The 25,603-nt window shown below is 72.3% G+C and carries 26 protein-coding genes; 14 read left to right on the top strand and 12 right to left on the bottom strand.

Annotated elements, in window-relative coordinates; translation table 11 throughout:
* Positions 1-4: 4 nt before the first annotated feature.
* Both ABZ848_RS22315 and ABZ848_RS22310 read right to left on the bottom strand, forming a co-directional pair.
* Complete coding sequence (locus tag ABZ848_RS22315; RefSeq protein WP_360834355.1) at positions 5-502, bottom strand: hypothetical protein; 498 nt, start codon at positions 500-502, stop codon at positions 5-7.
* 18 nt (positions 503-520) lie between these two features.
* On the bottom strand, positions 521-904 hold the full coding sequence (locus tag ABZ848_RS22310) for a cold-shock protein (protein WP_360834353.1): 384 nt from the start codon (positions 902-904) through the stop codon (positions 521-523).
* Positions 905-1,068: 164 nt separating this feature from the next.
* On the opposite strand from ABZ848_RS22310, the gene ABZ848_RS22305 reads away from it, so the two are divergent.
* On the top strand, positions 1,069-1,317 hold the full coding sequence (locus tag ABZ848_RS22305; RefSeq protein WP_360834351.1) for a hypothetical protein: 249 nt from the start codon (positions 1,069-1,071) through the stop codon (positions 1,315-1,317).
* Here the strand turns inward: ABZ848_RS22305 and ABZ848_RS22300 are convergent.
* The 3 genes from ABZ848_RS22300 to ABZ848_RS22290 all read right to left on the bottom strand — a co-directional run bounded on the left by ABZ848_RS22300 (position 1,296) and on the right by ABZ848_RS22290 (position 4,687).
* Positions 1,296-1,940, bottom strand: a complete 645-nt coding sequence (locus ABZ848_RS22300) for an HAD family hydrolase (RefSeq protein WP_360834349.1) — start codon at positions 1,938-1,940, stop codon at positions 1,296-1,298. The two genes, ABZ848_RS22305 and ABZ848_RS22300, sit on opposite strands and share 22 nt — an antisense overlap.
* A 67-nt stretch (positions 1,941-2,007) precedes the next feature.
* Complete coding sequence (locus tag ABZ848_RS22295) at positions 2,008-2,997, bottom strand: hypothetical protein (RefSeq protein WP_360834347.1); 990 nt, start codon at positions 2,995-2,997, stop codon at positions 2,008-2,010.
* Between the two features lie 64 nt (positions 2,998-3,061).
* A complete protein-coding gene (locus ABZ848_RS22290; protein ID WP_360834345.1) occupies positions 3,062-4,687 on the bottom strand; it encodes a substrate-binding domain-containing protein in 1,626 nt (541 codons plus the stop codon).
* Positions 4,688-4,869: 182 nt separating this feature from the next.
* Here ABZ848_RS22290 and ABZ848_RS22285 point away from each other — a divergent pair, with 182 nt between their 5' ends.
* From ABZ848_RS22285 to ABZ848_RS22275, 3 genes are all read left to right on the top strand, one after another.
* Positions 4,870-7,644 carry a helicase C-terminal domain-containing protein gene (locus ABZ848_RS22285; RefSeq protein WP_360834343.1) on the top strand — a complete coding sequence of 925 codons (2,775 nt, stop codon included), beginning with the start codon at positions 4,870-4,872 and terminating at the stop codon, positions 7,642-7,644.
* Between the two features lie 142 nt (positions 7,645-7,786).
* Positions 7,787-8,686: a UTP--glucose-1-phosphate uridylyltransferase gene (locus ABZ848_RS22280; RefSeq protein ID WP_360834341.1), complete on the top strand. Its 900-nt coding sequence runs from the start codon at positions 7,787-7,789 to the stop codon at positions 8,684-8,686.
* 79 nt (positions 8,687-8,765) lie between these two features.
* Complete coding sequence (locus tag ABZ848_RS22275) at positions 8,766-10,409, top strand: DNA repair helicase XPB (RefSeq protein ID WP_360834339.1); 1,644 nt, start codon at positions 8,766-8,768, stop codon at positions 10,407-10,409.
* A gap of 50 nt (positions 10,410-10,459) precedes the next feature.
* On the opposite strand, the gene ABZ848_RS22270 is transcribed toward ABZ848_RS22275, so the two are convergent.
* Complete coding sequence (locus ABZ848_RS22270; protein WP_360834337.1) at positions 10,460-10,642, bottom strand: hypothetical protein; 183 nt, start codon at positions 10,640-10,642, stop codon at positions 10,460-10,462.
* A gap of 279 nt (positions 10,643-10,921) precedes the next feature.
* Here ABZ848_RS22270 and ABZ848_RS22265 point away from each other — a divergent pair, with 279 nt between their 5' ends.
* Positions 10,922-12,982 carry a UvrD-helicase domain-containing protein gene (locus ABZ848_RS22265; protein WP_360834335.1) on the top strand — a complete coding sequence of 687 codons (2,061 nt, stop codon included), beginning with the start codon at positions 10,922-10,924 and terminating at the stop codon, positions 12,980-12,982.
* Between the two features lie 83 nt (positions 12,983-13,065).
* Here ABZ848_RS22265 and ABZ848_RS22260 read toward each other — a convergent pair whose 3' ends face one another.
* Together ABZ848_RS22260 and ABZ848_RS22255 are read right to left on the bottom strand one after the other, a co-directional pair.
* Positions 13,066-13,758, bottom strand: a complete 693-nt coding sequence (locus ABZ848_RS22260; protein WP_360834333.1) for a copper homeostasis protein CutC — start codon at positions 13,756-13,758, stop codon at positions 13,066-13,068.
* Positions 13,759-13,874: 116 nt separating this feature from the next.
* Positions 13,875-14,540 carry a maleylpyruvate isomerase family mycothiol-dependent enzyme gene (locus ABZ848_RS22255; RefSeq protein WP_360834331.1) on the bottom strand — a complete coding sequence of 222 codons (666 nt, stop codon included), beginning with the start codon at positions 14,538-14,540 and terminating at the stop codon, positions 13,875-13,877.
* A gap of 46 nt (positions 14,541-14,586) precedes the next feature.
* On the opposite strand from ABZ848_RS22255, the gene ABZ848_RS22250 reads away from it, so the two are divergent.
* The 3 genes from ABZ848_RS22250 to ABZ848_RS22240 all read left to right on the top strand — a co-directional run bounded on the left by ABZ848_RS22250 (position 14,587) and on the right by ABZ848_RS22240 (position 17,175).
* Positions 14,587-15,231: a hypothetical protein gene (locus ABZ848_RS22250; protein WP_360834329.1), complete on the top strand. Its 645-nt coding sequence runs from the start codon at positions 14,587-14,589 to the stop codon at positions 15,229-15,231.
* A gap of 28 nt (positions 15,232-15,259) precedes the next feature.
* Positions 15,260-16,327: a GNAT family N-acetyltransferase gene (locus tag ABZ848_RS22245; protein ID WP_360834327.1), complete on the top strand. Its 1,068-nt coding sequence runs from the start codon at positions 15,260-15,262 to the stop codon at positions 16,325-16,327.
* 104 nt (positions 16,328-16,431) lie between these two features.
* Complete coding sequence (locus tag ABZ848_RS22240; RefSeq protein WP_360834325.1) at positions 16,432-17,175, top strand: hypothetical protein; 744 nt, start codon at positions 16,432-16,434, stop codon at positions 17,173-17,175.
* Between the two features lie 12 nt (positions 17,176-17,187).
* On the opposite strand, the gene ABZ848_RS22235 is transcribed toward ABZ848_RS22240, so the two are convergent.
* The gene (locus ABZ848_RS22235) at positions 17,188-17,457 is read right to left on the bottom strand and encodes a DUF4031 domain-containing protein (RefSeq protein WP_360834323.1); all 270 of its coding nucleotides are present in this window, start codon (positions 17,455-17,457) and stop codon (positions 17,188-17,190) included.
* Positions 17,454-17,837: a hypothetical protein gene (locus ABZ848_RS22230; protein ID WP_360834321.1), complete on the bottom strand. Its 384-nt coding sequence runs from the start codon at positions 17,835-17,837 to the stop codon at positions 17,454-17,456. Before ABZ848_RS22230 ends, ABZ848_RS22235 begins: the two co-directional genes overlap by 4 nt.
* 55 nt (positions 17,838-17,892) lie before the next feature.
* Between ABZ848_RS22230 and ABZ848_RS22225 the strand changes: the two genes are divergently transcribed.
* Both ABZ848_RS22225 and murQ read left to right on the top strand, forming a co-directional pair.
* Positions 17,893-18,828, top strand: coding sequence for a MurR/RpiR family transcriptional regulator (locus ABZ848_RS22225; protein ID WP_242765377.1), 936 nt, complete (start codon positions 17,893-17,895; stop codon positions 18,826-18,828).
* A 157-nt stretch (positions 18,829-18,985) separates the two neighbouring features.
* Positions 18,986-19,918, top strand: a complete 933-nt coding sequence (murQ, locus tag ABZ848_RS22220; protein WP_360834319.1) for an N-acetylmuramic acid 6-phosphate etherase — start codon at positions 18,986-18,988, stop codon at positions 19,916-19,918.
* Positions 19,919-20,047: 129 nt separating this feature from the next.
* Here murQ and ABZ848_RS22215 read toward each other — a convergent pair whose 3' ends face one another.
* The gene (locus ABZ848_RS22215; RefSeq protein WP_360834317.1) at positions 20,048-20,956 is read right to left on the bottom strand and encodes a LysR family transcriptional regulator; all 909 of its coding nucleotides are present in this window, start codon (positions 20,954-20,956) and stop codon (positions 20,048-20,050) included.
* A gap of 72 nt (positions 20,957-21,028) precedes the next feature.
* Here ABZ848_RS22215 and ABZ848_RS22210 point away from each other — a divergent pair, with 72 nt between their 5' ends.
* From ABZ848_RS22210 to ABZ848_RS22195, 4 genes are all read left to right on the top strand, one after another.
* Positions 21,029-21,466: a RidA family protein gene (locus ABZ848_RS22210; protein WP_360834315.1), complete on the top strand. Its 438-nt coding sequence runs from the start codon at positions 21,029-21,031 to the stop codon at positions 21,464-21,466.
* A gap of 39 nt (positions 21,467-21,505) precedes the next feature.
* Positions 21,506-22,075, top strand: a complete 570-nt coding sequence (locus tag ABZ848_RS22205) for a hypothetical protein (RefSeq protein WP_360834313.1) — start codon at positions 21,506-21,508, stop codon at positions 22,073-22,075.
* Positions 22,076-22,404: 329 nt separating this feature from the next.
* Positions 22,405-23,427, top strand: coding sequence for an ankyrin repeat domain-containing protein (locus tag ABZ848_RS22200; protein ID WP_360834311.1), 1,023 nt, complete (start codon positions 22,405-22,407; stop codon positions 23,425-23,427).
* Positions 23,428-23,468: 41 nt separating this feature from the next.
* The gene (locus ABZ848_RS22195) at positions 23,469-24,038 is read left to right on the top strand and encodes a hypothetical protein (RefSeq protein WP_360834309.1); all 570 of its coding nucleotides are present in this window, start codon (positions 23,469-23,471) and stop codon (positions 24,036-24,038) included.
* A 4-nt stretch (positions 24,039-24,042) separates the two neighbouring features.
* Here the strand turns inward: ABZ848_RS22195 and ABZ848_RS22190 are convergent, their stop codons facing one another.
* On the bottom strand, positions 24,043-25,575 hold the full coding sequence (locus tag ABZ848_RS22190; RefSeq protein WP_360834307.1) for a carboxylesterase family protein: 1,533 nt from the start codon (positions 25,573-25,575) through the stop codon (positions 24,043-24,045).
* Positions 25,576-25,603 lie beyond the last annotated feature (28 nt).

Here is a 25,603-nt window from a genome sequence, read left to right as displayed (position 1 = left end):
AACCTCACGCCTTCTCGTCACCGTCGGCCAGCGGCGTGCGCGGGGGCCAGTGCGCCAGTGACAGCATTCCCAGGACCTTGCGGATGAGGAAGACGGCCAGCGGTACCTCGACGCACACCGCCATGGCCGCCGACGTCCAGACTCCGTCGGTGCCCAGGGCCAGGGACACGTCGAACCACGCGTCGCAGATCAGGAGGGCCGCCGTGGCCGCCGCCGCCACCGCGACGGCTCGGTGGCGGCGCCAGCCGAGTACGGCCGTGCAGGCCATCGCGAGGACCAGCAGGACGTCGAAGCCGACCCAGGCCGTGCGCCACTGACGGACCGTGTAGCCGCTCGGCAGCGTGAACCAGAGCAGGACCGTCCAGGGGACGAGACCGACCGCGGACACCGTGAGCAGTTCCAGGGTGTGCCGGCGCTGTCTGCGGATCCGTTCCAGGAGTTCGGCGGACGGGGCCCCGGAAACCGTGGCCCCGCCTTCGGGTTCGGTGCGTATGTCGCTCACGTCGGCCGCTTCGGACGGCTACACGTCGAGCTGGTCGGCGACCGCGCGCAGCAGGCCGGCGATCTTCTTGCCGGCGGTCTTCTCGGGGTAACGGCCCCGCTCCAGCATCGGCGTGATGTTCTCGAGCAGGGTCGTCAAATCCTGGACGATGGAGGCGAGTTCGTCGGGCTTCTTACGGGTCGCGGCCGCGACCGAGGGCGTCGGGTCGAGAATGCTCACCGAAAGCGCCTGGTCACCTCGCTGACCGGCGACGACCCCGAACTCCACTCGCTGTCCCGGCTTGAGTGTGTCTACTCCGGCGGGGAGGACCGAGGAATGGACGAAGACGTCACCGCCGTCGTCGCGGGAGAGAAAGCCGAAGCCCTTCTCGCTGTTGAACCACTTGACCTTGCCGGTGGGCACGTCTGTCCTCGTCCTCGTACTCGTCGGAAAACTGCTTCGGAAACGGCTCTTGATAGCACTTGGGCGGGTCGTCGCGGACCCGCCGGTACCAAGGCTAATGGTCTTCAGGCCGGTGACAAGACGTCGCCGGGTTGTTCCTTCGCGCTGGGAACTACCCTGGTCCGGTGCGTGACAAAACCCAAACGAATTCCGCCGCGCCCGGTGACCGACTGATCCGTGCCGGTGCCATCGTGTTCTTCCTCGGTGCGCTGGCCACACTCGTCACAGTGGCTCCGCTGTTCCTCCACGCGAAACCATTTCCGACCTACATGTTCGGACTGAGCATGCTCATGGGAGTCGGCTTCCTGATCGCCGGTGCCGGAGTGCTGCAGTCCATTGCCGCCGGCCGCCGTCAGGCGCGGGCGGGCCGGTAGCCGTCGAGCCAGCCCGGGAACTGGGTGAGGTCCCCGAGGACGACGTCCGCCCCGGCCGACGCCAGCTCCTCCGTGCTGCACGGCCCGGTCGCCACGGCCACCGACAGCGCGTCGGCCTTGCGCGCCCCGCGCACGTCCCCGACGTGGTCGCCGACGTACACCGCGGCCCCGTGCTCGCGCAGCGCCTCCGCCTTCTGCTCGGCCCACAGGTCGCCGACGACCTCGTCGGGCCGGATGCCGAGGTGCTCCAGGTGCAGCTTGGCGTTCGGCTCGTACTTCGCGGTCACGACGACGGCCCGTCCCCCGGCCGCCCGCACCGCGTCGATCGCCTCCCGGGCCCCGGCCATGGCGGGCGTCGCGGCGATCGCGATGCTCGGGTACATCGACCGGTAGAGGTCGCTCATGGCCTCGATCTCGCTCTCCGGGAACCAGTTGACCAGCTCCTCGGCGAGCGGCGGCCCGAGCCGGGTGACCGCGAGGTCGGCGTCGATGTACGTCCCCGTCCGCTCGGACAGCGCCAGGTAGCAGGCGCGGATGCCGGGCCGGGAGTCGATGAGGGTCATGTCGAGGTCGAAGCCGACGGTGAGGGGGGCGGGTGCGGTGGTGGAGGCCATATCGGCCATTGTGCCCAGTCCGTACGACGGGCAGGCGTCCGCCGGGTGTGACGTACACCTACGTCCTGCGCTGCGGCTACATCCTGCGCTGTGACCGCCACACCACGAACAGGGCCGACAGCACGGCCGCGCCCCGCACCACCCATGGCCAGGTCTGCGCGATGGCGTCGTTCATGTGGCCCTGGGCGATGGGGTCGCCCCAGCGGCCGTTGCTGCGGCCCCAGAGCCAGACCAGTCCGGCCGTGACGGCGATGCCCGGCATCCCGATGACGGCCCACTTGGACTCGTTCTGCGTCAGGCGGCGGGAGGCGTAGGCGATGAGCCAGCCGAGCAGCAGGGCGAACCAGTTCCCGAGGATCGCGCCGACGACCAGCAGTCCGGCGGCGAGCAGGAGGAGGGGGTTGCTCCAGCCGCCGGCCGGGAGGGAGAGACGGCGGCGGGGCGCGGGCGCGTCCTCGACGACGTCCGCTTCCGCTTCCGCTTCGGCCTTCTCGACGGCGGGCGCGGGCTCCTGTTCCACCTCCTCCTTCGGCCTCGGCGGCTTGAGCAGGTCCGGGATCTCCACTCCCCCGACGAACCCGGTGGGCAGGCTGTCCTCGAACCGGGTGTTGTCCACCCGCCACCAGTCGGGGTGGGTGGCGCTGCCGCCGAGTTCGGCGGCGCTGGCGAGGTGCGGCGGGGAGGGGACGTCGGAGGGTGGTGCGGGCGGTTCGGGCTTGGCCGGGCGCGGACGCGGTACGACTTTGCGCAGGCTCTTGGGCAGGCGCTTGCCGTCGTCGGGCTCGTCGTCGCGCTGGACGGGGACGTGGGTCGGGGTGGCGGGGGCCGACGGCTGCCCGCTGCCCCCGGCGGCCTTGACGACCTCGTCGGGGCTGCCGAGCCGGGAGATGATCCGGCGGACGGCGGCGGGGCTGTCGACGGCGGCCTTGGCGCGGCGCCGCTCGATCTCGCCGCGCAGCTCGGAGACGAGGCGCATGCGGGCGGCCGACGGCAGCTGGCGTTGCTGCGCGACGTCGCCGACGGCGCTCAGATACTCGTAGACGACCTTGTCGCTCTCGATCCCCACGAAGTCCCCTCCGGGGCGGCTGCGTTGGATACCCCGTCGGGACGACGGTAGCGCAGGGTGCGGCTCAGGTCGGCGTGCACACCAGCGGGTATTCGGTCTCGGAGCAGGGGCGGTTGCCGTACTCGCGCAGGATGTCCTTGCCGCCCTGGTCGGTGAGATAGCGCAGGAAGGCGGCGGCGATGGAGTCGGCGGGCGGTTCGCCGTAGGTGTAGGCGTACTCGGTCTGCCAGTACGGGTAGGTGCCGTCCTCGACGCCTTCCAGGGTGGGGGGCATGTCGTCGATGCGGAGCTTGACCAGTTCGGTGGAGGTCACGCTGCTGACCTCGCTGTAGCCGAGGGCGCCGGGGATCGCGGCCGCGCGGTCCAGGAGGGTGTCGGTGCTGTCGACCTCGCAGACCCCCGGCTCGGCGTGGTTCAACTGGGCGCAGTCGTCGACGTCGGCCTCGGGGACGGAGGCGCCCTTGAGGACCCGCTCCTCCAGGGCGCTCCGGGTGCCGGAGCCGCGGTGGCGGTCGATGAGGTGGATGGGGACGCTGTTGCCGCCCACCTCCGACCAGTTGGTGATCTTCTTGGCGTAGATGCCGCGGATCTGTGCGGTGGTGAGGGTGCGCACCCCCGCGTCCTTGTTCACGACGAGGGTGAACAGGGAGTAGGCGACCGGCCGGGGCAGCACCTGGGGGTGGCTGCCGGCCGCGGGCCCGTCGGTGAAGGTGATGCGGTCGCCGAGTCCCTCCGTGCCGGAGATCCCGGCGTCCGCGCCCGCCTTCTCCAGGGCGGCTATGCCCTCGCCGCTGCCCTGGAAGGAGCCGTTGCCGGCGGCGAACCGCGCGCCCTTGGCCTCGCACAGCCGCGCGTACTCCTTCGCGGCGTCGGTGACCGCGGGCGCGAAGGCGGTGGAGCCCTGGAGGTGCAGGGTGCCGCCGACGCAGTCGAGGGGGGCGGGTCTGGTGGGCCAGAAGAGGGTGAGGCTCGCCTGGAGGAGTACGGCGACGGCGAGGAGGCCGATGAAGACGAGCGCGGGGCGGGAGGCGAAGGTGTGGGCCTCGGTGCGGGCGGGTTTGAGCCGGGCGAACCAGCGGCCCCAGGCGAGGGGCGGCCCCTCCCCTCCTATCAGGTCGGCCTGGAACTTCGGTTCGGGGAAGGGGCTGTTCGCGATCCCGGAGCTGCGTTCCAGCACCGCCAGCACCTTGTAGTGGGCGCCCGGGTTCAGCGTCACCCTGGGCAGCCGGATGAGACCGGCGCCGTTCTGCGTCCCCATCCCGAAGCCGGGGGTCTCCTGGGCGACGTCCCCGGTCACGTTGACGAAGAAGGGGAGCAGTGCGGGGTGGCTGAGCTCGGTGACCGCCATGCCGACGACCCTGCGGTGCCCGAACAGGACGTGGATGCCGGTCTCGCTGTTGTGCGGAGCCAGGTAGTCACCGGCCTCGATCGGCCGCCAGCCCGCGTTCTCGACCCGCACCAGCACGAACGACGGCTCGTTCAGCGTCACGCCGTTGTCGTGCAGGCGGGACAGCACGGCGGCGCTCGGAGCGTGAGCGGAGTCCGAGGCCAGGACGTCCATCTGGAACCGGTAGCCGAGCCGCTTGCGCCGGATGACGACGAACTCCCACAGGAACGCCAGCACGGGGATCACGACGGCGACGATCGCAACGACGTTGTTGAAATTGAGCTCCACACCGAAGAGGCTCACCGCTCAATCCCCCGTTCCCTGCGCGTAGTTGCCAGGGGGCCCAGGGTGACGAGTGAGTGCCGGGTGGGGACAGGGCTGCCGCAATCCTCCCGAGGAAGTTCATGTATCGGCCATCTGGGCAACGTCCCGTTCTCCCGGCGGCCGACCGATCCACAGGCTCCGCACCCGCTAACGTGGGTCAGATGAGCACCCCCGGCCCACGTTCCCTCGCGGAGGCGCTTCGGCTCAGGGACGACGCCTCCCTCGCCGCGCTGCTCCGTGCCCGCCCCGATCTCATCACCCCCGTCCCGACCGACCTCACCCAGCTGGCCACCCGCGCCGGCACGCGCGCGTCGGTCGTCCGGGCACTGGAGCGGCTGGACCGTTTCGCGCTGCAGACGGCGGAAGCACTGGCCGTGGCCGCGGACCCGGCGTCGTACGACGAACTGCTCGGGCTGATGACCGGCGACGAGGGCGACCCGACGGTCGCCGCGGCGCTCCCCCGCGCCGTCGCCACCCTGCGCGAACAGGCCCTGGTGTGGGGCGGCGAGGACCGGCTGCGCTTGGTACGGACGGCCCGGGAGCTGCTCGTCCCCTCCCCGCAGCACCCCTCGCCCACCGGTCTCGGGCCCACCGTGCAGGAGGCCACCGCCGGGATGTCTCCGGGCCGGATCCAGGAGATCGTCGCCACCGCCGGGCTCGCCTCGACCCACGACTCCGTCTCGGCCGTGGCCGCGCTGACCGGCCTCTTCAACGACCGGAAGAGGATGGCCGCGCTGCTCGCCGAGGCCCCGCCGCAGTCCCGCGAGGTGCTGGAGCGGCTGGTGTGGGGGCCGCCGTACGGCCAGGTCACCGCCGAACCGGCCGCCCATCTGCGCCACCTCCTCGACCGCGGCCTCCTCCTGCCGACGGCGCCCGGCACGGTCGTACTCCCCCGCGAAGTGGCCCTGCACCTGCGCGGCGGCCGCGCCCACCGCGCCACGGAGCCGCTGCCGCCCGCGTTGGAGCCGACGGCCGTGCACCGTCCACAGGTTGTGGACGCGACGGCGGCCGGGCAGGCGTACACCGCGCTGGCGACCGTGGAGGAGCTGCTGAAGGACTGGGACGAGGGCGGGCCGGCGGTGCTGCGCGCGGGCGGGCTGAGCGTGCGCGACCTCAAGCGCACCGCCGTCGCCCTGGACGTGTCCGAGCCGATCGCCGCGTTCTGGGTCGAACTCGCTTATGCGGCGGGCCTGTTGGCCTCCGACGGCGAAGCCGACGAACGTTACGCGGCGACCCCGGCCTACGACGAGTGGCTGGAGCGGCCCGCCGCCGAGCGCTGGTCCCGGCTCGCCCAGACCTGGCTGACGGCGACCCGGACGTCCGGGCTGGTCGGCGGCCGGGACGCGAAGGACCGCGCCCTGTCGGCGCTCGGCCCGGGCCTCGACCGGTCAGCCGCTCCAGAGGTACGACACCGGGTGCTGACGCTGCTCGCCGGCCTGCCGGAGGGCGCCGCACCGTCGCCGGACTCGGTCCTGGACCGCCTGCGCTGGGAACGCCCCCTGCGGGGCCCCGTGGGGGTCCCCCCGGGCGAGCGAAGCCGAGCCTGGGGGAAGGACGACGACCTGCGCGCCCGCCTGGCCCGCTGGACCCTGACGGAGGCGGAACTCCTGGGCGTGACGGGCCGCGGCGCGCTGTCCGCTCATGGCCGGGCGCTGCTGGGGGCGCCGGCGCCGACGGGGGGCGCGAAGAAGACCAGGGCCGGAGAGGCGGCGGGGGCCGGAGCCGGAGCCGACGGGTCGAGCCGAGCCGGGGCCGGAGCCGACAGCGCGGGCCGGGGCGGGAACGGAACCCATGCGGCGGGCCGAGCTGGGACCGGAGCCCATGGGGCGAGCGGCGCCGGGGCCGGAGCCGACAGCGCGAGCCGCGCCGGGGCCGGAGCCCATGGGTCGAGCCGAGTCGGCGTCGGCGCCGATGACAAGGGCCCCGGCGACAAGCTCCCCGTCCACCACATCCCCGTCGTCGTGGAGCCCCTGTCTCCCCCCGAGCAGGCCGTCGCCTCCGCGGCCGCCGCCCGGCTGCTCGCGCCCCTCCTCCCCGAGCCGCTCGACCACGTCCTCCTCCAGGCCGACCTGACCGCGGTGGCCCCCGGGCCCCTCCAGCGGCCGCTCGCCGACATGCTGGACGTGCTGGCGGACGTGGAGTCGAAGGGCGGGGCGACCGTGTACCGGTTCACGCCCGGGTCGGTCCGGCGCGCGCTCGACGCGGGACGTACCGCCTCCGACCTGCACGCCTTCCTCGCCGCGCACTCCCGTACGCCGGTCCCGCAGCCGCTCGCGTACCTGATCGACGACGTGGCCCGTAAGCACGGCCACCTCCGGGTCGGCGCCGCCTCGGCGTACGTGCGGTGCGACGACGACGCCCTGCTGAACGAGATCATGGCCGACAAGCGGGCCGCCTCCCTGCGCCTGCGCCGCCTCGCGCCCACCGTGCTGGCCACCCAGGCCGACCCCGCGACCCTCCTCGACGGCCTGCGCGCGATGGGCTTCGCGCCGGCCGCCGAGTCCGCCGAGGGCGATGTCGTGATCACCCGTCCCGACGCCCACCGCACCCCGCCGCGCACCGCCCCCGAGCCCGTCCCGGAGGGCCCGCCCACCCCCGACGGCACGCTCCTGACGGCTGCGATCCGCGCCATCCGGGCCGGCGACCTCGCCTCCACGGCCCCGCGCAAACAGCCCCCGTCGGCCACCGCCCCCACCGGCGCCCTCCCCCGCACCAGCTCCGCCGAGACCCTCGCCACCATGCAGGCCGCCGTCCTCACCGGCGAGGCCCTGTGGATCGGCTACGTCAACGCCGAGGGCGCCGCCAGCCAGCGCGTCATCGCCCCGATCCGCGTCGAGGGCGGCTTCGTGACGGCGTACGACCACACGGCGGACGAGGTACGGACGTACCCCCTGCATCGCGTGACGGGGGTGGCGGAGCTGGCGGACGAGGCGTGAACCGCCCTCCCCGGCGACCCCTTCGCCACAGCTCCACCCCCGCGTCCGGAACTGTTCACCCGGGGCTTCCGGCCCGGGCTCGCGGGCAGCGTTTCCTGAACGGGACCGGAACCGAGACCGGCTTTTCGACGAAAGGGGCCCCATGGCCACGACGATCCGCCGCGCTGTCATCCCCGCCGCGGGGCTGGGCTCCCGCCTGCTGCCGCTGACCAAGGCCATCCCGAAGGAGATGCTGCCGGTCGGCGACAAGCCCGTCGTCGAGCACACCGTGCGCGAGCTGGTGGCGTCCGGCATCACCGACATCACGATCGTGGTGTCGGGCGGGAAGGGGCTCATCCAGGAGCATTTCCGGCCGAATCCGGGGCTGGTCGCCCAGCTGCGGGCCGACGGCAAGACCGCGTACGCGGACGCCGTGGAGGAGGTCGGCGAGCTCTCCCGCCTCGGCCACATCACCTACCTCGACCAGCACGGCCCGTACGGAAACGGCACGCCTGTCCTCAACGCCGCCCGCAACGTCGGCGACGAGCCGATCCTCGTCCTGTGGCCCGACGACGTGTTCGTCGCCGAGGTCCCCCGCGCCCAGCAGCTGATCCGCGCCTACGAGGCGACCAGCTGCCCGGTGCTGGCCCTGCTGCCGATGGACCCGGCCGACTCCCAGCGCTACGGCGTCCCGCGGGTGAAGGAGGACCTCGGCGACGGTCTCCTCCGCATCACCGGCCTCGTCGAGAAGCCCAAGCCCCAGGACGCGCCGTCCGCCTACGCGGCCATCGGCGGGTACGTGATCACCCCGGGCATCGTCGAGGAGCTCCGCAAGCAGACCAAGGCCTGGTACGAGCACCGCACCGGCGAGATCTACCTCACCGACGCCATCAACGCCTACGCCGCCACCAAGGCGGTCTACGGCCAGGTCATCCAGGGCCGCTGGTACGACACCGGCAACCCGCTCGCCTACCTCACGGCCCAGTTCGCCGCCGCCCTCGCCGACCCGGAGTACGGGCCGCACCTGCGACGGCTCGCGGAGCCGGCCGAGCAGCGTCCTTGATCGCGCCCCTGTTTTTCCGGGGGTGGGGCACACTTGACGTTTGGCCGGTGAGAACGGCCGTACGGAAAGGGTGCCCCGGGTGAATGGTCCGCTGATCGTCCAGTCCGACAAGACGCTGCTCCTCGAGGTCGACCACGAGCAGGCCGACGAGTGCCGTCGGGCCATCGCCGCGTTCGCGGAGCTGGAGCGGGCGCCCGAGCACATCCACACCTACCGGGTGACGCCGCTCGGCCTGTGGAACGCGCGGGCGGCCGGGCACGACGCCGAGCAGGTCGTGGACGCGCTGGTGCAGTACAGCCGGTATCCGGTGCCGCACGCGCTGCTCGTCGACGTCGCCGAGACGATGGACCGGTACGGGCGGCTGACGCTGAGCAAGCACCCCACGCACGGGCTGGTGCTGACGACCACGGACCGGCCGGTGCTGGAGGAGGTGCTGCGCTCGAAGCGGATCGCGCCGCTGGTCGGGGCGCGGATCGACCCGGACACCGTCGCCGTGCACCCCTCCGAGCGCGGGCAGATCAAGCAGACGCTGCTCAAGCTGGGCTGGCCGGCCGAGGACCTCGCGGGATACGTGGACGGCGAGGCGCACCCCATCGAGCTGAACGAGGACGGCTGGGCCCTCAGGCCGTACCAGAAGCAGGCCGTGGAGAACTTCTGGCACGGCGGGAGCGGTGTGGTCGTGCTGCCTTGCGGGGCGGGCAAGACGCTGGTCGGCGCCGGGTCGATGGCCCAGGCGAAGTCCACCACCCTCATCCTCGTCACCAACACCGTCTCGGCCCGGCAGTGGAAGCACGAGCTGGTGAAGCGGACCTCGCTGACCGAGGACGAGATCGGTGAGTACAGCGGTACGCGCAAGGAGATCCGGCCGGTCACCATCGCGACGTACCAGGTGCTGACGACGAAGCGGAAGGGTGTCTACCCGCACCTGGAGCTCTTCGACTCCCGCGACTGGGGGCTGATCCTCTACGACGAGGTGCATCTGCTGCCGGCGCCGGTGTTCAAGTTCACGGCGGACCTTCAGGCACGGCGGCGGCTGGGGCTGACGGCGACCCTCGTGCGGGAGGACGGGCGCGAGTCGGACGTGTTCTCGCTCATCGGTCCGAAGCGGTTCGACGCTCCGTGGAAGGAGATCGAGGCGCAGGGGTACATCGCGCCCGCGGACTGCGTGGAGGTACGGGTCAATCTCACCGACTCCGAGCGGCTCGCGTACGCAACGGCCGAGCAGGAGGAGAAGTACCGCTTCTGTGCGACGACCGACACCAAGCGCAAGGTGACGGAGGCGATCGTCCGCCGCTTCGCCGGGCAGCAGATCCTCGTCATCGGCCAGTACATCGACCAACTCGACGAGCTGGGCGAGCACTTGAACGCGCCGGTGATCAAGGGCGAGACGTCCAACGCGCAGCGCGAGAAGCTCTTCGACGCCTTCCGCGAGGGCGAGATCAGTGTCCTGGTCGTCTCCAAGGTCGCGAACTTCTCCATCGACCTGCCCGAGGCGACGGTCGCGATCCAGGTCTCGGGCACCTTCGGCTCCCGCCAGGAGGAGGCCCAGCGCCTCGGCCGCGTCCTGCGCCCCAAGGCGGACGGCCACCAGGCCCACTTCTACTCGGTCGTCGCCCGCGACACGATCGACCAGGACTTCGCGGCCCACCGCCAGCGCTTCCTGGCGGAACAGGGCTACGCGTACCGGATCGTGGACGCGGACGAGCTGCTGGCGGAGGACTGACTCGGGTACCGGTGCACGTGCTCATCCGGCGCGTGATCGCGTACCTGTCGTCACCGCCTGCGTACGCCCGCTTCCTCGCCGTACTCGCCGAGTATGACGACGTCGAACGCGGCGCCCGCGAAGACTCGGACCGCTCGTAGGGCGTTGCCGAAGCGGTGGGTCGCGTGGGCACCGGAGAGTGGGGTCGCGCCGGACGGGCGACCGGGGGCTGGGGTGATGGTCGCTGCACTCATGTATCCATGGTGGCTTTCGAGGCATAAGGAGGGCATCGGCCCCAGGTCCACTCTTCCTGTGGTCCTTGGGTACACCCTGTGGGTGGAGCCTCCTACACCAGATGCACGGGTCGTCCCCTAGGGGGAGGACGCGGGCGGCGTTAATTCATTGGCCTCCCGCCAGGCGCCTGACCTAGAATCTCCGCTCTTGCCCGCCTCCCTTCCCGGAGTGCCGCCGACCGGACGGAAACCGGCCGGCACATCGCAGCCCAGGCCCGCAGCACCTTCGGAGGCACCCCCTTGTCCACGCCCGTCGACGACCCGACGCCACTCGACGACCCCCTCTCCCGCGAGCGCGCCCACCTCGCCGAGTCCCGTTCCGCGCTGCGCGCGATGCGCGAGGACGTGGAGTCGCTGGACATCAAGGACGTCACCGCGAACTGGGTCAACGCCGAGGTCCTGGCCCGCCAGATCGACGAGCGCATCAAGGCGCTGGCCGACCTGAGCGACACCCCGCTGTTCTTCGGCCGCCTCGACTACCTGCACGCGCCCGGCGCCGACCAGGCCGAGGGCGCGGGCGGCGAACGCTTCTACATCGGGCGCCGGCACGTGCACGACCACGACGGCGACCCGATGGTCATCGACTGGCGCGCGCCGGTCTCGCAGCCGTTCTACCGGGCGTCCAAGAAGGACCCGATGGACATCGCGCTGCGCCGCCGCTTCGGGTACACCCGCGGCGAGATCACGGCGTACGAGGACGAGCACCTCTCCGACCCCGCCGAGGCGGCCCGCACCAGCAAGCTGCTCCAGCAGGAGATCGAGCGCCCGCGTGTGGGCCCGATGCGCGACATCGTGGCGACCATCCAGCCCGAGCAGGACGAGATCGTACGGTCCGGCCTGGGCGGGACGGTGTGCGTGCAGGGAGGGCCGGGGACCGGAAAGACGGCCGTCGGCCTGCACCGGGTCGCGTACCTCCTCTACGCCCACCGGGAGCGGCTCGCCCGCACCGGCACCCTCGTCATCGGGCCGAACCGGTCCTTCCTCCACTACATCGAGCAAGTGCTGCCCGCGCTGGGCGAGTTGGCCGTCCAGCAGGCCACCGTGGACGACCTGGTCGCGGCGGGCGCGGAGGTGCGCGGGAGCGACGACGCGGCGGCCGCGGTCATCAAGGGCGACGCGAGGATGGCGGAGGTACTGCGCCGGGCCGTCTACTCGCACGTGACGATGCCGACCGAGCCGGTGGTCGTCGTGCGCGGGTCACGGCGCTGGCGGGTGCCGGCGTACGAACTCGAGGACATCGTGCGGGAGTTGCTCGCCCGCGACATCCGTTACGGCGCCGCCCGCGAGGCCCTGCCGCAGCGGATCGCGCATGCCGTGCTGGTGCAGATGGAGCGGGCCGGGGAGGCGCCGGACGACCGGGTGCAGGACGCGGTGGCCCGCAACGCGGCGGTGAAGGCGACCGTGAAGGAGGTCTGGCCGCCGGTCGACCCGGCGAAACTCGTCCTGCGGCTGCTGACGGACGCGGACTTCCTCGCCGTACACGCGGAAGGACTGCTCGACGAGGACGAGCAGAAGACGATCCTGTGGGAGAAGCCGGTGCGGTCGGTGAAGTCGGCCAAGTGGTCTGCCGCGGATGCGGTGTTGATCGACGAGGCGACGGACATCGTGCAGCGCACGCACTCCCTCGGGCATGTGGTGCTGGACGAGGCGCAGGACCTCTCGCCCATGCAGTACCGGGCGGTCGGCCGCCGCTGCTCGACCGGCTCGGCGACCGTCCTCGGCGACCTCGCGCAGGGCACCACGCCCTGGGCGACACGGAGTTGGGACGAGGCGCTGGCCCACCTCGGCAAGGCGGACGGGGTGATCGAGGAACTGACGGCCGGTTTCCGCGTGCCGACGGACGTCATCACGTACGCCTCCCGCCTGCTGCCGCACATCGCGCCCGGCCTCACGCCGGTCGCGTCGGTCCGGGAGAACCCGGGCTTCTTCGAGCTGCGGGAGGTCGGAGGTGCGGGCGAAGTCGTGGCCGCGTGCGAGGAGTTGCTGCGGCGGGAGGGGTCCACGGGTCTGATCGCCGCGGACGCGCGCGTGCCGGTGCTGGCGGAGGCGTTGACCGCGGCGGGGATCGGGTATCTGGCGCCGGGTGAGGAGACGACGGCGGAGACCCGGCTGACGCTGGTGCCGGCCTCGCTCGCCAAGGGTCTTGAGTACGACTACGTGGTGCTGGACGAGCCGCAGGCCGTGGTGGACGGGGAGCCGGACGAGCGGACCGGGCTGCGACGGCTGTACGTGGCGCTGACCCGAGCGGTCTCGGGCCTGATCGTGACCCACTCGGCACCGCTGCCGGCTCAGCTGTCCTGAGCGAGTCCACGCAGGGTGCGGGGTGCGTGGGGGCTTGTCGCGCCCGCGCGGCGGAGCCGCAAATTGACACAGCCCCGCGCCCCTTAGGGGCGGTCCAGTGAACGGCGCCAATTGCGTACCGCCTCGGCTGACACCGGGTGATCCCAGCCGTTCGGCCTCGCCGCGCCGCCGATGTGGAACGCCTCAACCCCCGCCTCCCTCAGCTGCGGCACATGTTCCAGCCGCAGACCCCCGCCCACCATGATCCGCGGCTCGTAACCCGGCTCCCCCCGCCTCGCCGCCTCCGCGAGCAGCGTCGGCAGGCCCTCGTCCACTCCCGCCGCCGAGCCCGCCGTCAGGTACGCGTCCAGGCCGGGCAGGCCGTCCAGTTGCTTGCGCAGGGCGTCCCTGTCGGCCGTGTGGTCGATCGCGCGGTGGAACGTCCAGCGGCAGCCGTCCAGTTCCGCCACCACCCGTTCCACCGCCGCCAGGTCGACGCCCCCGTCCGCGTCCAGGAAGCCTAGGACGAACTCCTCCGCCCCCGCCTCCCGCAGTTCCCTCGCCGCCCGTACCACGCGGCCCGTGTCCCCGGCCGCGAAGCCGTCCTGCAGGCGCAGCATCACCCTCAGGGAGATGTCGACGGCGGCGCGGATCGCTGTGAAGGTCCCGGTCGGCGGGGTGAGGCCGTCGGCCGCCATGTCGGTGACCAGTTCGAGGCGGTCCGCTCCTCCGGCCTGGGCGGCGATCGCGTCCTCGGCGTCGAGGGCGATCACCTCCAGGACTGCACGCTTGCTCATGGGACCCCATTCATCTCATCGGCTCGACAGACACGTACAGGTCTAGTCCAATTCAAAGACTACGCCGGTACGCCCGCCGACACGACGACGCCCCTGGGCGGAACATCGGGAGAAGATCAGCCGAAGAGGTTCAGCTCCCCCGCCTCCACCCCGGCCAGCTCGAAGTCCACCCCCTGCACCGGACGCCCCGAGTACAGCCGTACGAGCGTCGCCGCCTCGCCGATGAAACGCGCCGGTGTCCGCCCGGCCACCGGGTCGCCCAGGCGCAGGGGCTCGTCCACGTCGTCCAGGTCGGCGTGCAGCGGCACGTGTGCCTTCTCGCGGGTGACGCGGGCGAGGAGGGTGAGCGCGTCGGGGAGGCCGGCGCCGGCGTACGCACCCGGTTCGCCCCATACATCCCGTACGTCGCCCGCGTGCACCCACTCCCCCAGCGCGACCATGTCCAGTACCCCGCCCGCCTTGGCGATCACCGGGCCGGCCTCGGTCATACCGCGTTCGAGCTCGTCGACGACCTGCTGGTTCGTCCACTCGGCCCGCTCGGCGATGTCCCGGTCGTTGCACTCGGGCGAGAACACGCCCTTCTCGTAACGGCTCTCCACGACCCGCATCAGCGCGGACGAGCAGTGGGCCAGCACGTCCCGGACCGTCCAGCCCGGACACGCGGCCGTCGGCAGGGCGAAATCGGCGTCCGGACGGGAGCGGAGCAGAGGGATCAGCGCGTCGCGCTCATTGGTGAGGATCCGTCCGGGCAGTTCGGGGTCGCGTACCTCGGCAGTTGTCATGGACCCACGCTAGGACGCCCCGGGTGATCGGCGGGAGAATGCGGGCATGGCCGATCTCGACGCCCTGCGCTACCGCTGGACCCGTGCCCTGGAGTGCGCCCGGTCCCCTGCCGCCGGCCCCGACCCCGCCCCGTACGCCGAGAACCTGCTCGCCCGCTGGCAGGAGCCGCAGCGGCACTACCACACGCTCACGCACCTCACGGCGGTCCTGGAGCACATCGACGTACTGGAGGAGTACGCCGATGACGCGGACCTCGTGCGGCTGGCGGCCTGGTTCCATGACGCGGTCTACCTCCCGGACCGGTCCGAGAACGAGGAACGCTCCGCCCGCCTCGCCGAGCGCGCCCTCCCCGAGGCCGGGGTGCCGGAGGAGAAGACCGCCGAGGTGGCCCGGCTCGTCCGGCTCACGGTCACGCACGCCCCCGAGCCCGGCGACGCGAACGGCGCCGTCCTCTGCGACGCCGACCTCGCGATCCTCGCCGCCGCCCCTTCCGCGTACGCCGCCTACACCGCCGCCGTCCGCGAGGAATACCACTTCGTCCCGAACGACGCCTTCCGCGAGGGCCGTTCGGCGATCCTGCGCCAACTGCTGGACCTGCCACGGCTGTTCCGGACGCCGTACGGGACGGAGAAGTGGGAGGCGACGGCCCGGTACAACCTCGGTGCCGAGCTGGAAATGCTGTCGCCCTGACATGCGCGCTCGGCCTAGCCTGCGGCTCATGCGAAACATGGGCGGGGAGTATGTGACGGACGCGGTCGCCGGGTGTGTGGCGGCGCTTCGGCCGGCGGTCGAGCGGGACTGGACGCAGGTCGGGGCGGCGGGGCTGGAGTGGTCCGTGCACGCCACGGCGACGCACATCGCCGACGACCTCCTCGGGTACGCCGCCAATCTGGCCGGACGGGCGCAGGACGACTACGTCCCCTTCGAGCTGAGGCTCGACGACGGCACCGGCAACTCCGGGCTGCTGCAGGTCATCGAGGCGACCGGCGCCCTCCTCGCGGCCGCCGTGCGCACCGCGCCCCGCGAGGTGCGGGCCTTCCACCCGTACCCCTTCCGCAGCGCGAACCGCGAGGGCTTCGCCGCGATGGGCGTCGCCGAGGTGCTGCTGCACACGTACGACATCACGGCCGGACTCGGGCTGCCGTACGAACCCCCGTCCATGCTCGCGGAGTTCGTCCTCACCCGGATCTTCCCGGAGGTCCAGCCGGGGCCCGACCACTGGCGCACCCTGCTGTGGGCCACCGGCCGCGGCGAGCTGCCGGGGCGCGCGCCGGTCACCGGGTGGCGCTGGAAGAACAACCTCGTCGTCGAGGCCGAGCGCCTCACCCTTCAGGGCCTCACGCCCGCCGCGGCCCGCGACCTGGCCATGGGCGGCGACGGGGGCTTCGCCTGGATCGAGGGCGGCCCGTTCGAGGGCACGCGGGAGGCCGCCGGCTTCATGGCCAAGGCGTACGAAGGGGGCGTCCACCGGCCGGAGTTCGGCGTCTTCACCCTCGTACGGCGGGAGGACGGACAGGCGATCGGCGGCATGGGGTTCCACGGCGTGCCGGACGAGGAGGGACGGGTCGAGATCGGTTACGACCTCGTCGAGGGCGCCCGCGGTAAGGGCTACGCGACGGAGGCGCTGCGGGCCCTGGCCGACTGGGCGTTCGCCCGGGACGACGTCAACGCCCTCTTCGCGACCATCGACCCGGACAACCTCCCCTCCCAGGCGGTCGTCACCCGCGCCGGCTTCCGGAGGGCGGGCGTTGACGAGGAGGGATACGCCTACGAGCTGCGCCGCTGACCGCGCCTGACGTACCCGGGGCGCATACCCGTCCCTTTTCCTCCCCCGGGCCGCCCGGTGTCCGGATAATTCCGGTACGAAATCGGGGGAATCGGGGGAGCACCATGAGTCAGTACGACCCGCCCGGCATGCCCGGACCGCCGCGACCGGACCCGGACCACCTGCTGGCCCGCCGGAGCGTGCGCTGGACCATCATCGGGGTGGTGCTGAGCACCGCGCTGGCGCTGATCGGGATCTTCGTCCAGACCGTGCATTCGAGCGGCGGGACTTCAGGGGGCGGCTCCGGCGGGACGTCTGGCGGAGCTGTTGGCGGCAACTCCGGTGGCACGACGGTCGGTTCGGGCGGTACGTCGACGACCGTCACCCCGTCCGAGAGCGTCGACTCCGCCGACGACGACGGATTGACCGCCGCCGAGCGCTCCCTGCGGGACTCGCTCAACAGCGACCAGTGGAAGCGCGAGAGCTGCGAGCACTGGACGGCGCCGGACGCGACCGCCGCGCTGCGCTGCACGGTCACCACCCTGGGCGGTACGACCAAGGCGAAGATCGCGACGTACCCCTCGAAGAGCAAGGTGCAGGAGGTGTACCTGCGTTACACGGCGCGGCTCGCGGAGGGGAACTGCGACACCACCCAGAACGCGCGCGGCACCTGGCACGAGAACGACACCTCGACCCCGGCCGGCGACATGGCCTGTTACTGGGCCGGTGCCGGGCAGTACATCATCTTCTGCACGTACTACGACCGGCCCGCGCTCTTCGAGGTGGACGGCAACGACCCGGCGGCGCTGACCGACTGGTGGCACACGGTCGACCCCGTCTTCACGAGCTCCACGAGCTCCACGAGCTGACCGGCGGGCGGCTCACGCGACCGGCCGCCCCTTCGGCCGCCGCAACCCCGCCCCCGTCAGCAGCCGCACGACCTCCCGGCTGCTGACCTCCACCGCGCCGGCGGCCACCGCGTCCGCGTACCGGTGCGAGGGGATGTCGTAATGGTCGCGCTCGAAGGCCCGGCGCGGGACGCCCAACCCGTCGGCGAACAGGCGGAGTTCGTCGTACGAGACATCGCTGATCAGATGCGACCACATGCGCCCGTGGCCCGGCCAGTTCGGCGGGTCTATGTACACGGTCACGAGGCGGGCATCCCGCCCGTCGCCGGGCCGAGCGCGCCGACCGCCGCGACCTTCACGCCCGCCTTGTGGCAGACCCAGTGCGGGTCCGGGCCGAGCTCCGGCTCGACCTCCAGGGCGTGCGGGTCGCCGGAGCCGCAGACCGGGCACAGCGGCCAGCGGCCGTACGCCTCCAGCAGGGCGTCCTGCACGTCCTGGGCGACCAGCCCCGCCACGTACGGCGCGCCCTCCGGCCACTGCTCAACCCACCAGCGGCGCTGTACGACGGACTCCTCGACCATGGAGACCACGTCCGCCGCGGCGACCTCGCCCGCGGCCAGGTCGGCGAGCACCAGGGCGCGTGCCGCGTGCAACGCCTGCTCCAGGGGGCTGATGGGATCCATGTCCCCATTGTGCGCACTCTTGACCGCGACACCGAGCCGAAAATATCTTTCATACGTGACCCAGGACGTGAAGGAAATTTTCGCCCTCCCGGGCGGTCCGCAGGCCGGCCGGGCCGGCGCCCCGCCTGCTCCCGCCGCGCTCGCCGCCAAGGTGCGTACGCTCGCGCCCTCCATGACCCGCTCCATGCAGCGCGTCGCCGAGGCCGTCGCGGGCGACCCGGCGGGCTGCGCGGCCCTGACGGTCACCGGACTCGCCGAACTCACTGGCACCAGCGAAGCGACGGTCGTACGGACGGCACGGCTGCTCGGATATCCGGGCTACCGCGACCTGCGCCTCGCCCTCGCGGGCCTCGCGGCGCAGCAGCAGTCGGGGCGGGCGCCCGCCATCACCACCGACATCGCGGTCGACGATCCGATCGCCGACGTGGTCGCCAAGCTCGCCTACGACGAGCAGCAGACCCTCGCGGACACGGCGGCCGGGCTCGACACCGTGCAGTTGGGGGCCGCGGTGGCCGCCGCGGCCGTGGCCCGGCGGATCGACGTGTACGGGGTGGGGGCTTCGGGGCTGGTGGCCCAGGACCTCACGCAGAAGCTGCTGCGGATAGGGCTGATAGCCCAGGCGCACAGCGATCCGCACCTGGCCGTCACCAACGCGGTGCAGTTGCGGGCGGGTGACGTCGCCATCGCGATCACGCACTCCGGGTCGACCGGGGACGTCATCGAGCCGTTGCGGGTGGCCTTCGAGCACGGGGCGACGACCGTCGCGATCACCGGGCGGCCGGACGGGGCGGTGGCCCAGTACGCCGACCATGTGCTGACGACGTCGACCGCGCGGGAGAGCGAGCTGAGGCCGGCGGCGATGTCCTCCCGTACCAGTCAACTCCTCGTCGTGGACTGTCTGTTCGTCGGGGTGGCGCAGAAGACGTACGAGACGGCGGCACCCGCGCTCGCCGCGTCGTACGAGGCGCTGGCGCACCGGCACCGCAGGTAGGACAGGCAGGAAACGAGCACCGGACCACCCGACGTCAAGAACGAACACCGGACCGAACGTGGGTAAGGACGAACACCGGACCGCACGTTGGTAAGGACGAACACCGGACCGCACGTCGGTAAGACACCGGACCGCACGACCGAAAGAGCCGCCCGTCATGACCTCCACCTCCAACCCCCGTGATCTGCGCGCCGAGTTGGAATCGCTGACCACCGAGGCCTTCCGGCCGGAACTCGCCGACATCGACCGGCTGTCCACCCTGGAGATCGCGCGTCTCATGAACGGTGAGGACGTCACCGTGCCGGCCGCCGTCGCCGAGCGCCTCCCCGAGATCGCCGCCGCGATCGACGCCGTGGCCGAGCGGATGGCCCGGGGCGGGCGGCTGGTCTACGCCGGGGCGGGTACGGCGGGACGGCTCGGCGTCCTCGACGCGTCCGAGTGCCCGCCGACGTTCAACACCGACCCCACCCAGGTCGTCGGGCTCATCGCGGGCGGTCCGCCGGCCATGGTGACGTCCGTCGAAGGGGCCGAGGACTCGGCGGAGTTCGCGCGGGCGGACCTGGACGCGCTCGGCCTCACGGCCGCCGACACGGTAGTCGGCATCTCCGCTTCCGGTCGGACCCCGTACGCCATCGCCGCCGTCGAACACGCCCGCCGGATGGGCGCGTTGACGATCGGGCTCGCCTGCAACGCGGACAGCGCGCTGGCGGCGGCGGCCGATCACGGCATCGAGATCGTGGTCGGCCCGGAGCTGCTCACCGGCTCCACACGCCTCAAGGCGGGCACGGCCCAGAAGCTCGTCCTCAACATGCTCTCGACGATCACGATGATCCGGCTGGGCAAGACGTACGGGAACCTGATGGTCGACGTACGCGCCTCGAACGAGAAACTCCGGGCCCGCTCACGCCGTATCGTCGCGCTCGCCACGGGAGCGTCGGACGAGGACATCGAACGGGCCCTGGCGGCCACGGACGGCGAGGTCAAGAACGCGATCCTCACAATCCTGGCAGACATCGACGGCCCAACGGCGGCACGGCTGCTGGAGGAGTCCGGGGGGCACCTGCGGGCGGCGTTGGCGGCGGCACGCTGAGGGGGGTGGGCGGGCGCGCTTGCGGGGGCGCGTTGACCGTCAGGCGGGCCGGTTTTCCGCGGGCGGGCGCGTCGGCGTGGCCTGCTCATAGTCCTGGGGCCGGCGCGGCGGCACGGCCCGCTCGTGGGCCTATGGCACGGCCGGCAGGCCTTGGCTGATGGTTGTCAGCAGGTGGGTGACCAGGGGGTTCTGGTCGTTCTCGCGCCAGGCTACGGCGACTCGCGTGCGGGCGGTGCCGGGTTCGATGTTGCGGAAGGCGACGCCCTTGAGGCGGATGCGGCGGATGCTTGCCGGGGCCAGGGAGACGCCCAGGCCGGTCTCCACGAGGGCGCAGACGGTCTGCCACTCGACCGCGTGCTGAACCACCTGCGGGGTGAAGCCCGCCGCCGTGCACAGGCCGATGATCTGGTCGTGCAGCGCCGGGCCGACCGTCCGGGGCAGCAGCACGAAGGGCGAGTCCGCCAACTGGGCCAGCTGGACGGTCCGTTCACCGGCCAGCGGATGGGTGGACGGCAGCACCGCCACGAACGGCTCGGTCAGTACCGTCCTGAAGCCGAGCTCCGGCTCGTCGGCGGGAGGTTCGCGCAGGAGGCCGATGTCGATGGTCCTGTCGTGCAGGGCGGCGAGCTGCGGGACGGTGGTCATTTCGCGGATGTCCAGGTGCACGCCGGGGTACCGGTCGCGGAACGCACGCAGCAGGCCGGGTAGGACCGTCAGCGCGACCGACGCGGCGAAGCCGATCCGCAGGCGGCCCACGCTGCCGCTGCCGACGGCACGGGCCGCGGCCAGGCCGTCCGCGAGGCCGGTGAGTACGCGCCGGGCGGCGGGCAGCAGTTCGCTGCCGGCCGGGGTCAGGGCGACGTGCCCCGGGGCGCGGGTGAACAGCGCGTAACCGACCTTGTCCTCAAGCCGACGGATCTGCTGGCTCAGCGGCGGCTGGGCGATACCGAGGCGGGCGGCCGCGTTGCCGAAGTGGAGTTCCTCGGCGAGCACGACGAAGGCGTGCAGCTGCGGCAGGGGAAGTTCGGGGCGCTCCATACGCCCAGAGATATCAGATCATGCGTACAGGAGTATTAGACGTATCGGCAACGGCCCCTTTAGCGTCGGCGCATGACAGAGCGACGACGTGCGATCCTCGGCGGCTCGGCCTTCGAGGAGCAGATCGGTTACGCCCGTGCCGTGGTCGACGGCGACCGGGTGCATGTGTCCGGCACGACCGGTTTCGACTACGCCACGATGACGATCTCCGAGGACGTGGTGGAACAGGCCGAGCAGTGCCTGCGCAACATCGGGGCCGCACTGGCCGAGGCGGACTGCACCTTCGCCGACGTGGTGCGCGTGCGCTATCTGCTCCCCGACCGCGCGGACTTCGAACCCTGCTGGCCGGTCCTGCGCCGTACCTTCGGCGATGTACGCCCGGCCGCCACGATGCTGATGTGCGGTCTCGCCGACGAGAGGATGAGGATCGAGATAGAGGTGGACGCACGGAGAAGCACGGTGCCTCACGAGGCCGATGGAGCCGATGGAGCCGGTGAGGCCCCCCAATAATGTCCGCGGCAAGGCTCCTGGCGGACTTATGGTTCCGGGATGAGCAACTCCGCCGCGGCCGCCGTCCTCACCACCGCCGACCTGTCCGAGGCCGTGCGCGCGGTGCGGACGTTGCTGGGTCTCGCGGACATCGCTGGGTCGGAGGTCGACTTCGAGGCCGTGATCAGCTCACCGGCCGTCCTGACGCGGGTACGTGACGTACTGCCCGACCTCGTGTGGTGGGCGTCGGCCGGCGAGGAGCACGGTTCGTCGGAGGCCGGGGACGACCCGGCGGCCTGTCTGCCGATCCGCGTCTTCGACTGGTGCCGTCCACTGGACCGTGCCGAGCCCTTCATCGACGCGCTGGGTCCGGATCGCGCGGCCGTGCGGTGGGATCTGGACGGGTGGCCCGCGGTGCCGGAAGCGGGCCTGGAGGCGATCTCCCAGAAGTGGGCGTACCTCACCCTGGCGGTGAATTGCCGGGACATCTACCAGGAAGAGCCGTCACAGGACCACACGGTCTACGTACACGCACGGGACCGGAACGGCGACCAACTCCCCCGCGTCCACTGGCTCGCCGACCAGGTGGGGGGCCGCTTCGAGGGCAGGGTGGAAATCGCCCCGCTGTGACATGGACAGGCGGCACCGACGGCTGCCCCAGGCGGGCCGGCTCCCCTTCCGTCCCGGTTCGCCGACGACGAGCGTGCCGCCGAGGTCAAGTCCGTCCCGGAAGCGCAGACGATGACGTCGAAGGGCCCGTCCGGAATTCCGTCGGGCGCGTCCGCAACGCTGAAGGTCGGGCGAGCGCTGCCCCCGCTCAACTCCTTCGCGCGAGCGACGATCTCCGGATCCGTATCGATCCCGGAGCCGCGCCAGGTCACCGGTGCCGCACAGTGACAGGGCCGCCGTCCCCCGCCCCGCACCGCCCGCCACCCATTGTCAGTGGGGTCTGCGATGGTGTGGGTACGGAGATCCGCGGCGTGGAGGGGGCACGGATGGTGGGGCGGGATGCCGGGGCGTGGGACGGCATGGACTATCGAGCGTGGCAGGACTACGAGGAGGTGCGGCGGCGGCTTGATGCCGGGGCCGATCCGGAGAGGTTCGGGGTCGGTGGTTCACGGCCGTTGCATCGCGCCGCAGCCTTCGGCTCGCCCGAGGTCGTCGCGGAACTGGCCCGGCGCGTCCCGGACGTGGACGCGTTGGAGAACGGCACGACGGCACTGTGGGACGCGCTGATCGCGGGCCGCACGGAGAACGCGCGAGCACTGGCCGCCGCCGGAGCCGACCCCGAGTGGACCGGCCATGGCGGCTGGACCCCGGCCCGCCTGAGCCTCGCCGGGCCGGAGCCCGCTCTGTTCGCCCAGTCGGGGGGACCCACACCCGAGGGCCCGCCCGCGCTGACCGACGCCGAGCTCGCCGTAGTGGTGGAGGGGCGGCGGCTCATCACGGCACTCGGGGACTTCTACTACGACGGCCTGGGGCTCGCCTGCGTCGCCGGGATCGACGCCGAGGAGGCGATACGGCGCCTGGAGGCGACCCCGGCCGACGAGGAGCTGATGGCCTCCATGGTCGCGGACCCGCTCGACCACGACATGGACGAGACCCTGCGGTTCGTCGGCGTGACGACCGTGCCCGGCGGCTGCGTCCTCACCCAGCCCTGGGGATACGGCCCCTCGATGCCCGGCATCCACACCCGCCTCTCCCCCGGCACCGTCTCCTACGGCCTGTACGCCAACCCCAAGAGCGGCAACCAGGGCAGCATCCACCGCGACGGCGTCTGCGAGGGCTGGGACCTGCACCCCGGCGGCGGCCCGGATGTGGACGACAGCCCTGCGGAGGTCCTCTTCTCCTACGTCTACTGCCACCACGCCGTTGCCTACTGCCTCGCCCACGCCGGCCTGCGCCCGACCGACCCCCGCGCGGTCCTCGGCCCCCCGGACCACTGGGTCGAACTGCCCGACCGCGACTACTGGACCACGTGAGGAGCGCCCCGAAAAGTGCGACGAACACGCAGACTGGCACCATGAACCACGCACAGCTGACCGCCCTGGGCCGTGCCCTCCGTCTGCTCGGGGAGCACGGTGAGTCGCTCACCGCCGACACCCCCGACGCCAGGCTGCACGAGGTCAAGGCCGATATCCGGCGTGCTCTGGACCTGCTGGACGAGAGCGTCGCCGGCGCCGCCCCCGCCACCCGTTGCGCCGAGCACCCGAGCGGCCCGGTGGACGAGAGCGCGCCCGACCTCTGCCTGCTCTGCGAGACCCGCCGCCGCGCCGCCCGGCGCAACGAGTTCAACGGCGGCCCGCTCCCCCACGCCCCCACCGAGTCCGCCCCCTCCCGCTACGGCGTCCGCGGCGACCGCCCCCAGCCCCAGCAGCGCTGGCTGCCGGAGCTGTGGAACGGTCAGGAGTGGCAGTTGTGCGGGACACCGAGGAGGGACCGCCGCGAGGCCGAGCTCTACCTCGCGGCCCAGCGGCGCGGGCCGCGCGCCGCGATGGCGTACCGGCTCGTGCACGAGTTCACCGACTACGAGGTGCTCCGGGTGTGGGGCACCCCGGTGAAGGTCGACATCGAACCGCTGGGCAACCTCTAGCGGGCTATCCCGCGGGCCTCAGCAGTGGCAGCGGCTCGAAGTCGTAGGCCTGCCACAGCCGCCGCGTCGCCTCCTCCGGGTACGGCCGCACCTCCGGCTTCACGTCAAGGACCTGCACCAGCCGCTCGTCGAGGGCGTACGCCGCCCAGCCCGGCTCGCCCGTGCGCGCGAACCCCGTCCACGCCGAGCGGAAACGGGCCGACAGCTCCCGCGCCTGGTCCGGCACCCCGCTGCCCATGAACAGCAGGTTCCCCAGGTCCGCCTCGTACGTGCCGAAGAGCAGCGGGATGTCCAGCCCGTGGCACGCGCCGAGGGCGCCCCCGGCACCCGGCGCGGGCCAGGTCAGCTCGTAGACGTGGGCCCGCCCGCCGCCCGCCACCTGCGCCTCGGCCAGCCGCAGGCTCGGCATGCCGAACAGCCAGTCCGTCTGGACGCGTTCGTACAGCTCACCCGGCCCGGCCTCCGGGAAGGCGGCACGGTAGGCCTGCTCCCCCTCAGGACCGGGCCCGAAGACCCGCAGCGCCCAGGCCGCCTGTTCCTCGGTGATCTTGCCGAGCTGCCCGCCCATGACGACGAACAGCCGCCACTCGTCACGGTTGTGCCCGACCAGCAGCTCCACGTCCCGCCCCGCGCCCGCCGCCAGCGCCTGCCAGGGCGTGGTCGGCAGCACCTCGCCGTCGACGACGGGAGAGAAGGGCGTGACCGTGGGCGCCAACCGCCCCCACCGGTCCTCGTACTGCCGCATCTTCTCGCTCAACTGCTCACCGGCAGAGGTGAGTTGGCGCGGATCGACGGTGGACAGCGCGGCGGCTGTCGGCGGCAGGCCCGCTTCCCGGGCGATCTCGGCGGCCACGTCCCGCGCCAGCTCGTCGGAGAAGAAGGTGCCGGGCAGGCTCTGCACGACCGCCCGCCGGAACAGCCCGCGCGCACTCGGCATCGCCAGCAGCGAAGCGACACCGCCCGCGCCCGCCGACTCCCCGAAGACCGTGACCTGCGCGGGGTCGCCGCCGAACGCCGCGATGTTGTCCCGTACCCACTCCAGCGCGGCGACCTGGTCCAGCAGCCCCCGGTTGGCGGGCGCCCCGTCGATCCGCGCGAACCCCTCTATGCCGACCCGGTGGTTGAAGGTCACGACCACCACATCGCCGTCGCGGGCGATGTGCTGGGCGTCGTATCCGGGACTGCCCGCGTGCCCCATCTTGTAGGCGCCGCCGTAGATCCACACCATCACCGGCAGCCGGGCCGACGAGTCCGCCGCCGGGGTCCAGACGTTGACGGTCAGCCAGTCGTCGCCCATGGGCCCGGGGATCTCGCCCGTACGTCCCTGGAACGCGGCCTCCTGCGGGGGCGGCGGCCCGAACTCGTAGGCCTCCCGGACCCCGTCCCACGCCCGCGCGTGCCGCGGCGCCTGGAACCGGGCCTCCCCCACCGGCGGCTCGGCGAACGGGATGCCCCGGAAGACCGCCAGCCCGCCCTCCTCCCGTCCCCGCACGGCACCGGCCTCGGTACGTACGACCGGACCCTCGGCTGTCGTCATCGTCGACTCCTCACTGGTGGGGGCGGGC

Source organism: Streptomyces sp. NPDC047081 (assembly GCF_040643775.1).
Classification (GTDB): Bacteria; Actinomycetota; Actinomycetes; order Streptomycetales; family Streptomycetaceae; genus Streptomyces.
This window is presented reverse-complemented; position numbering and strand designations above follow the sequence as displayed.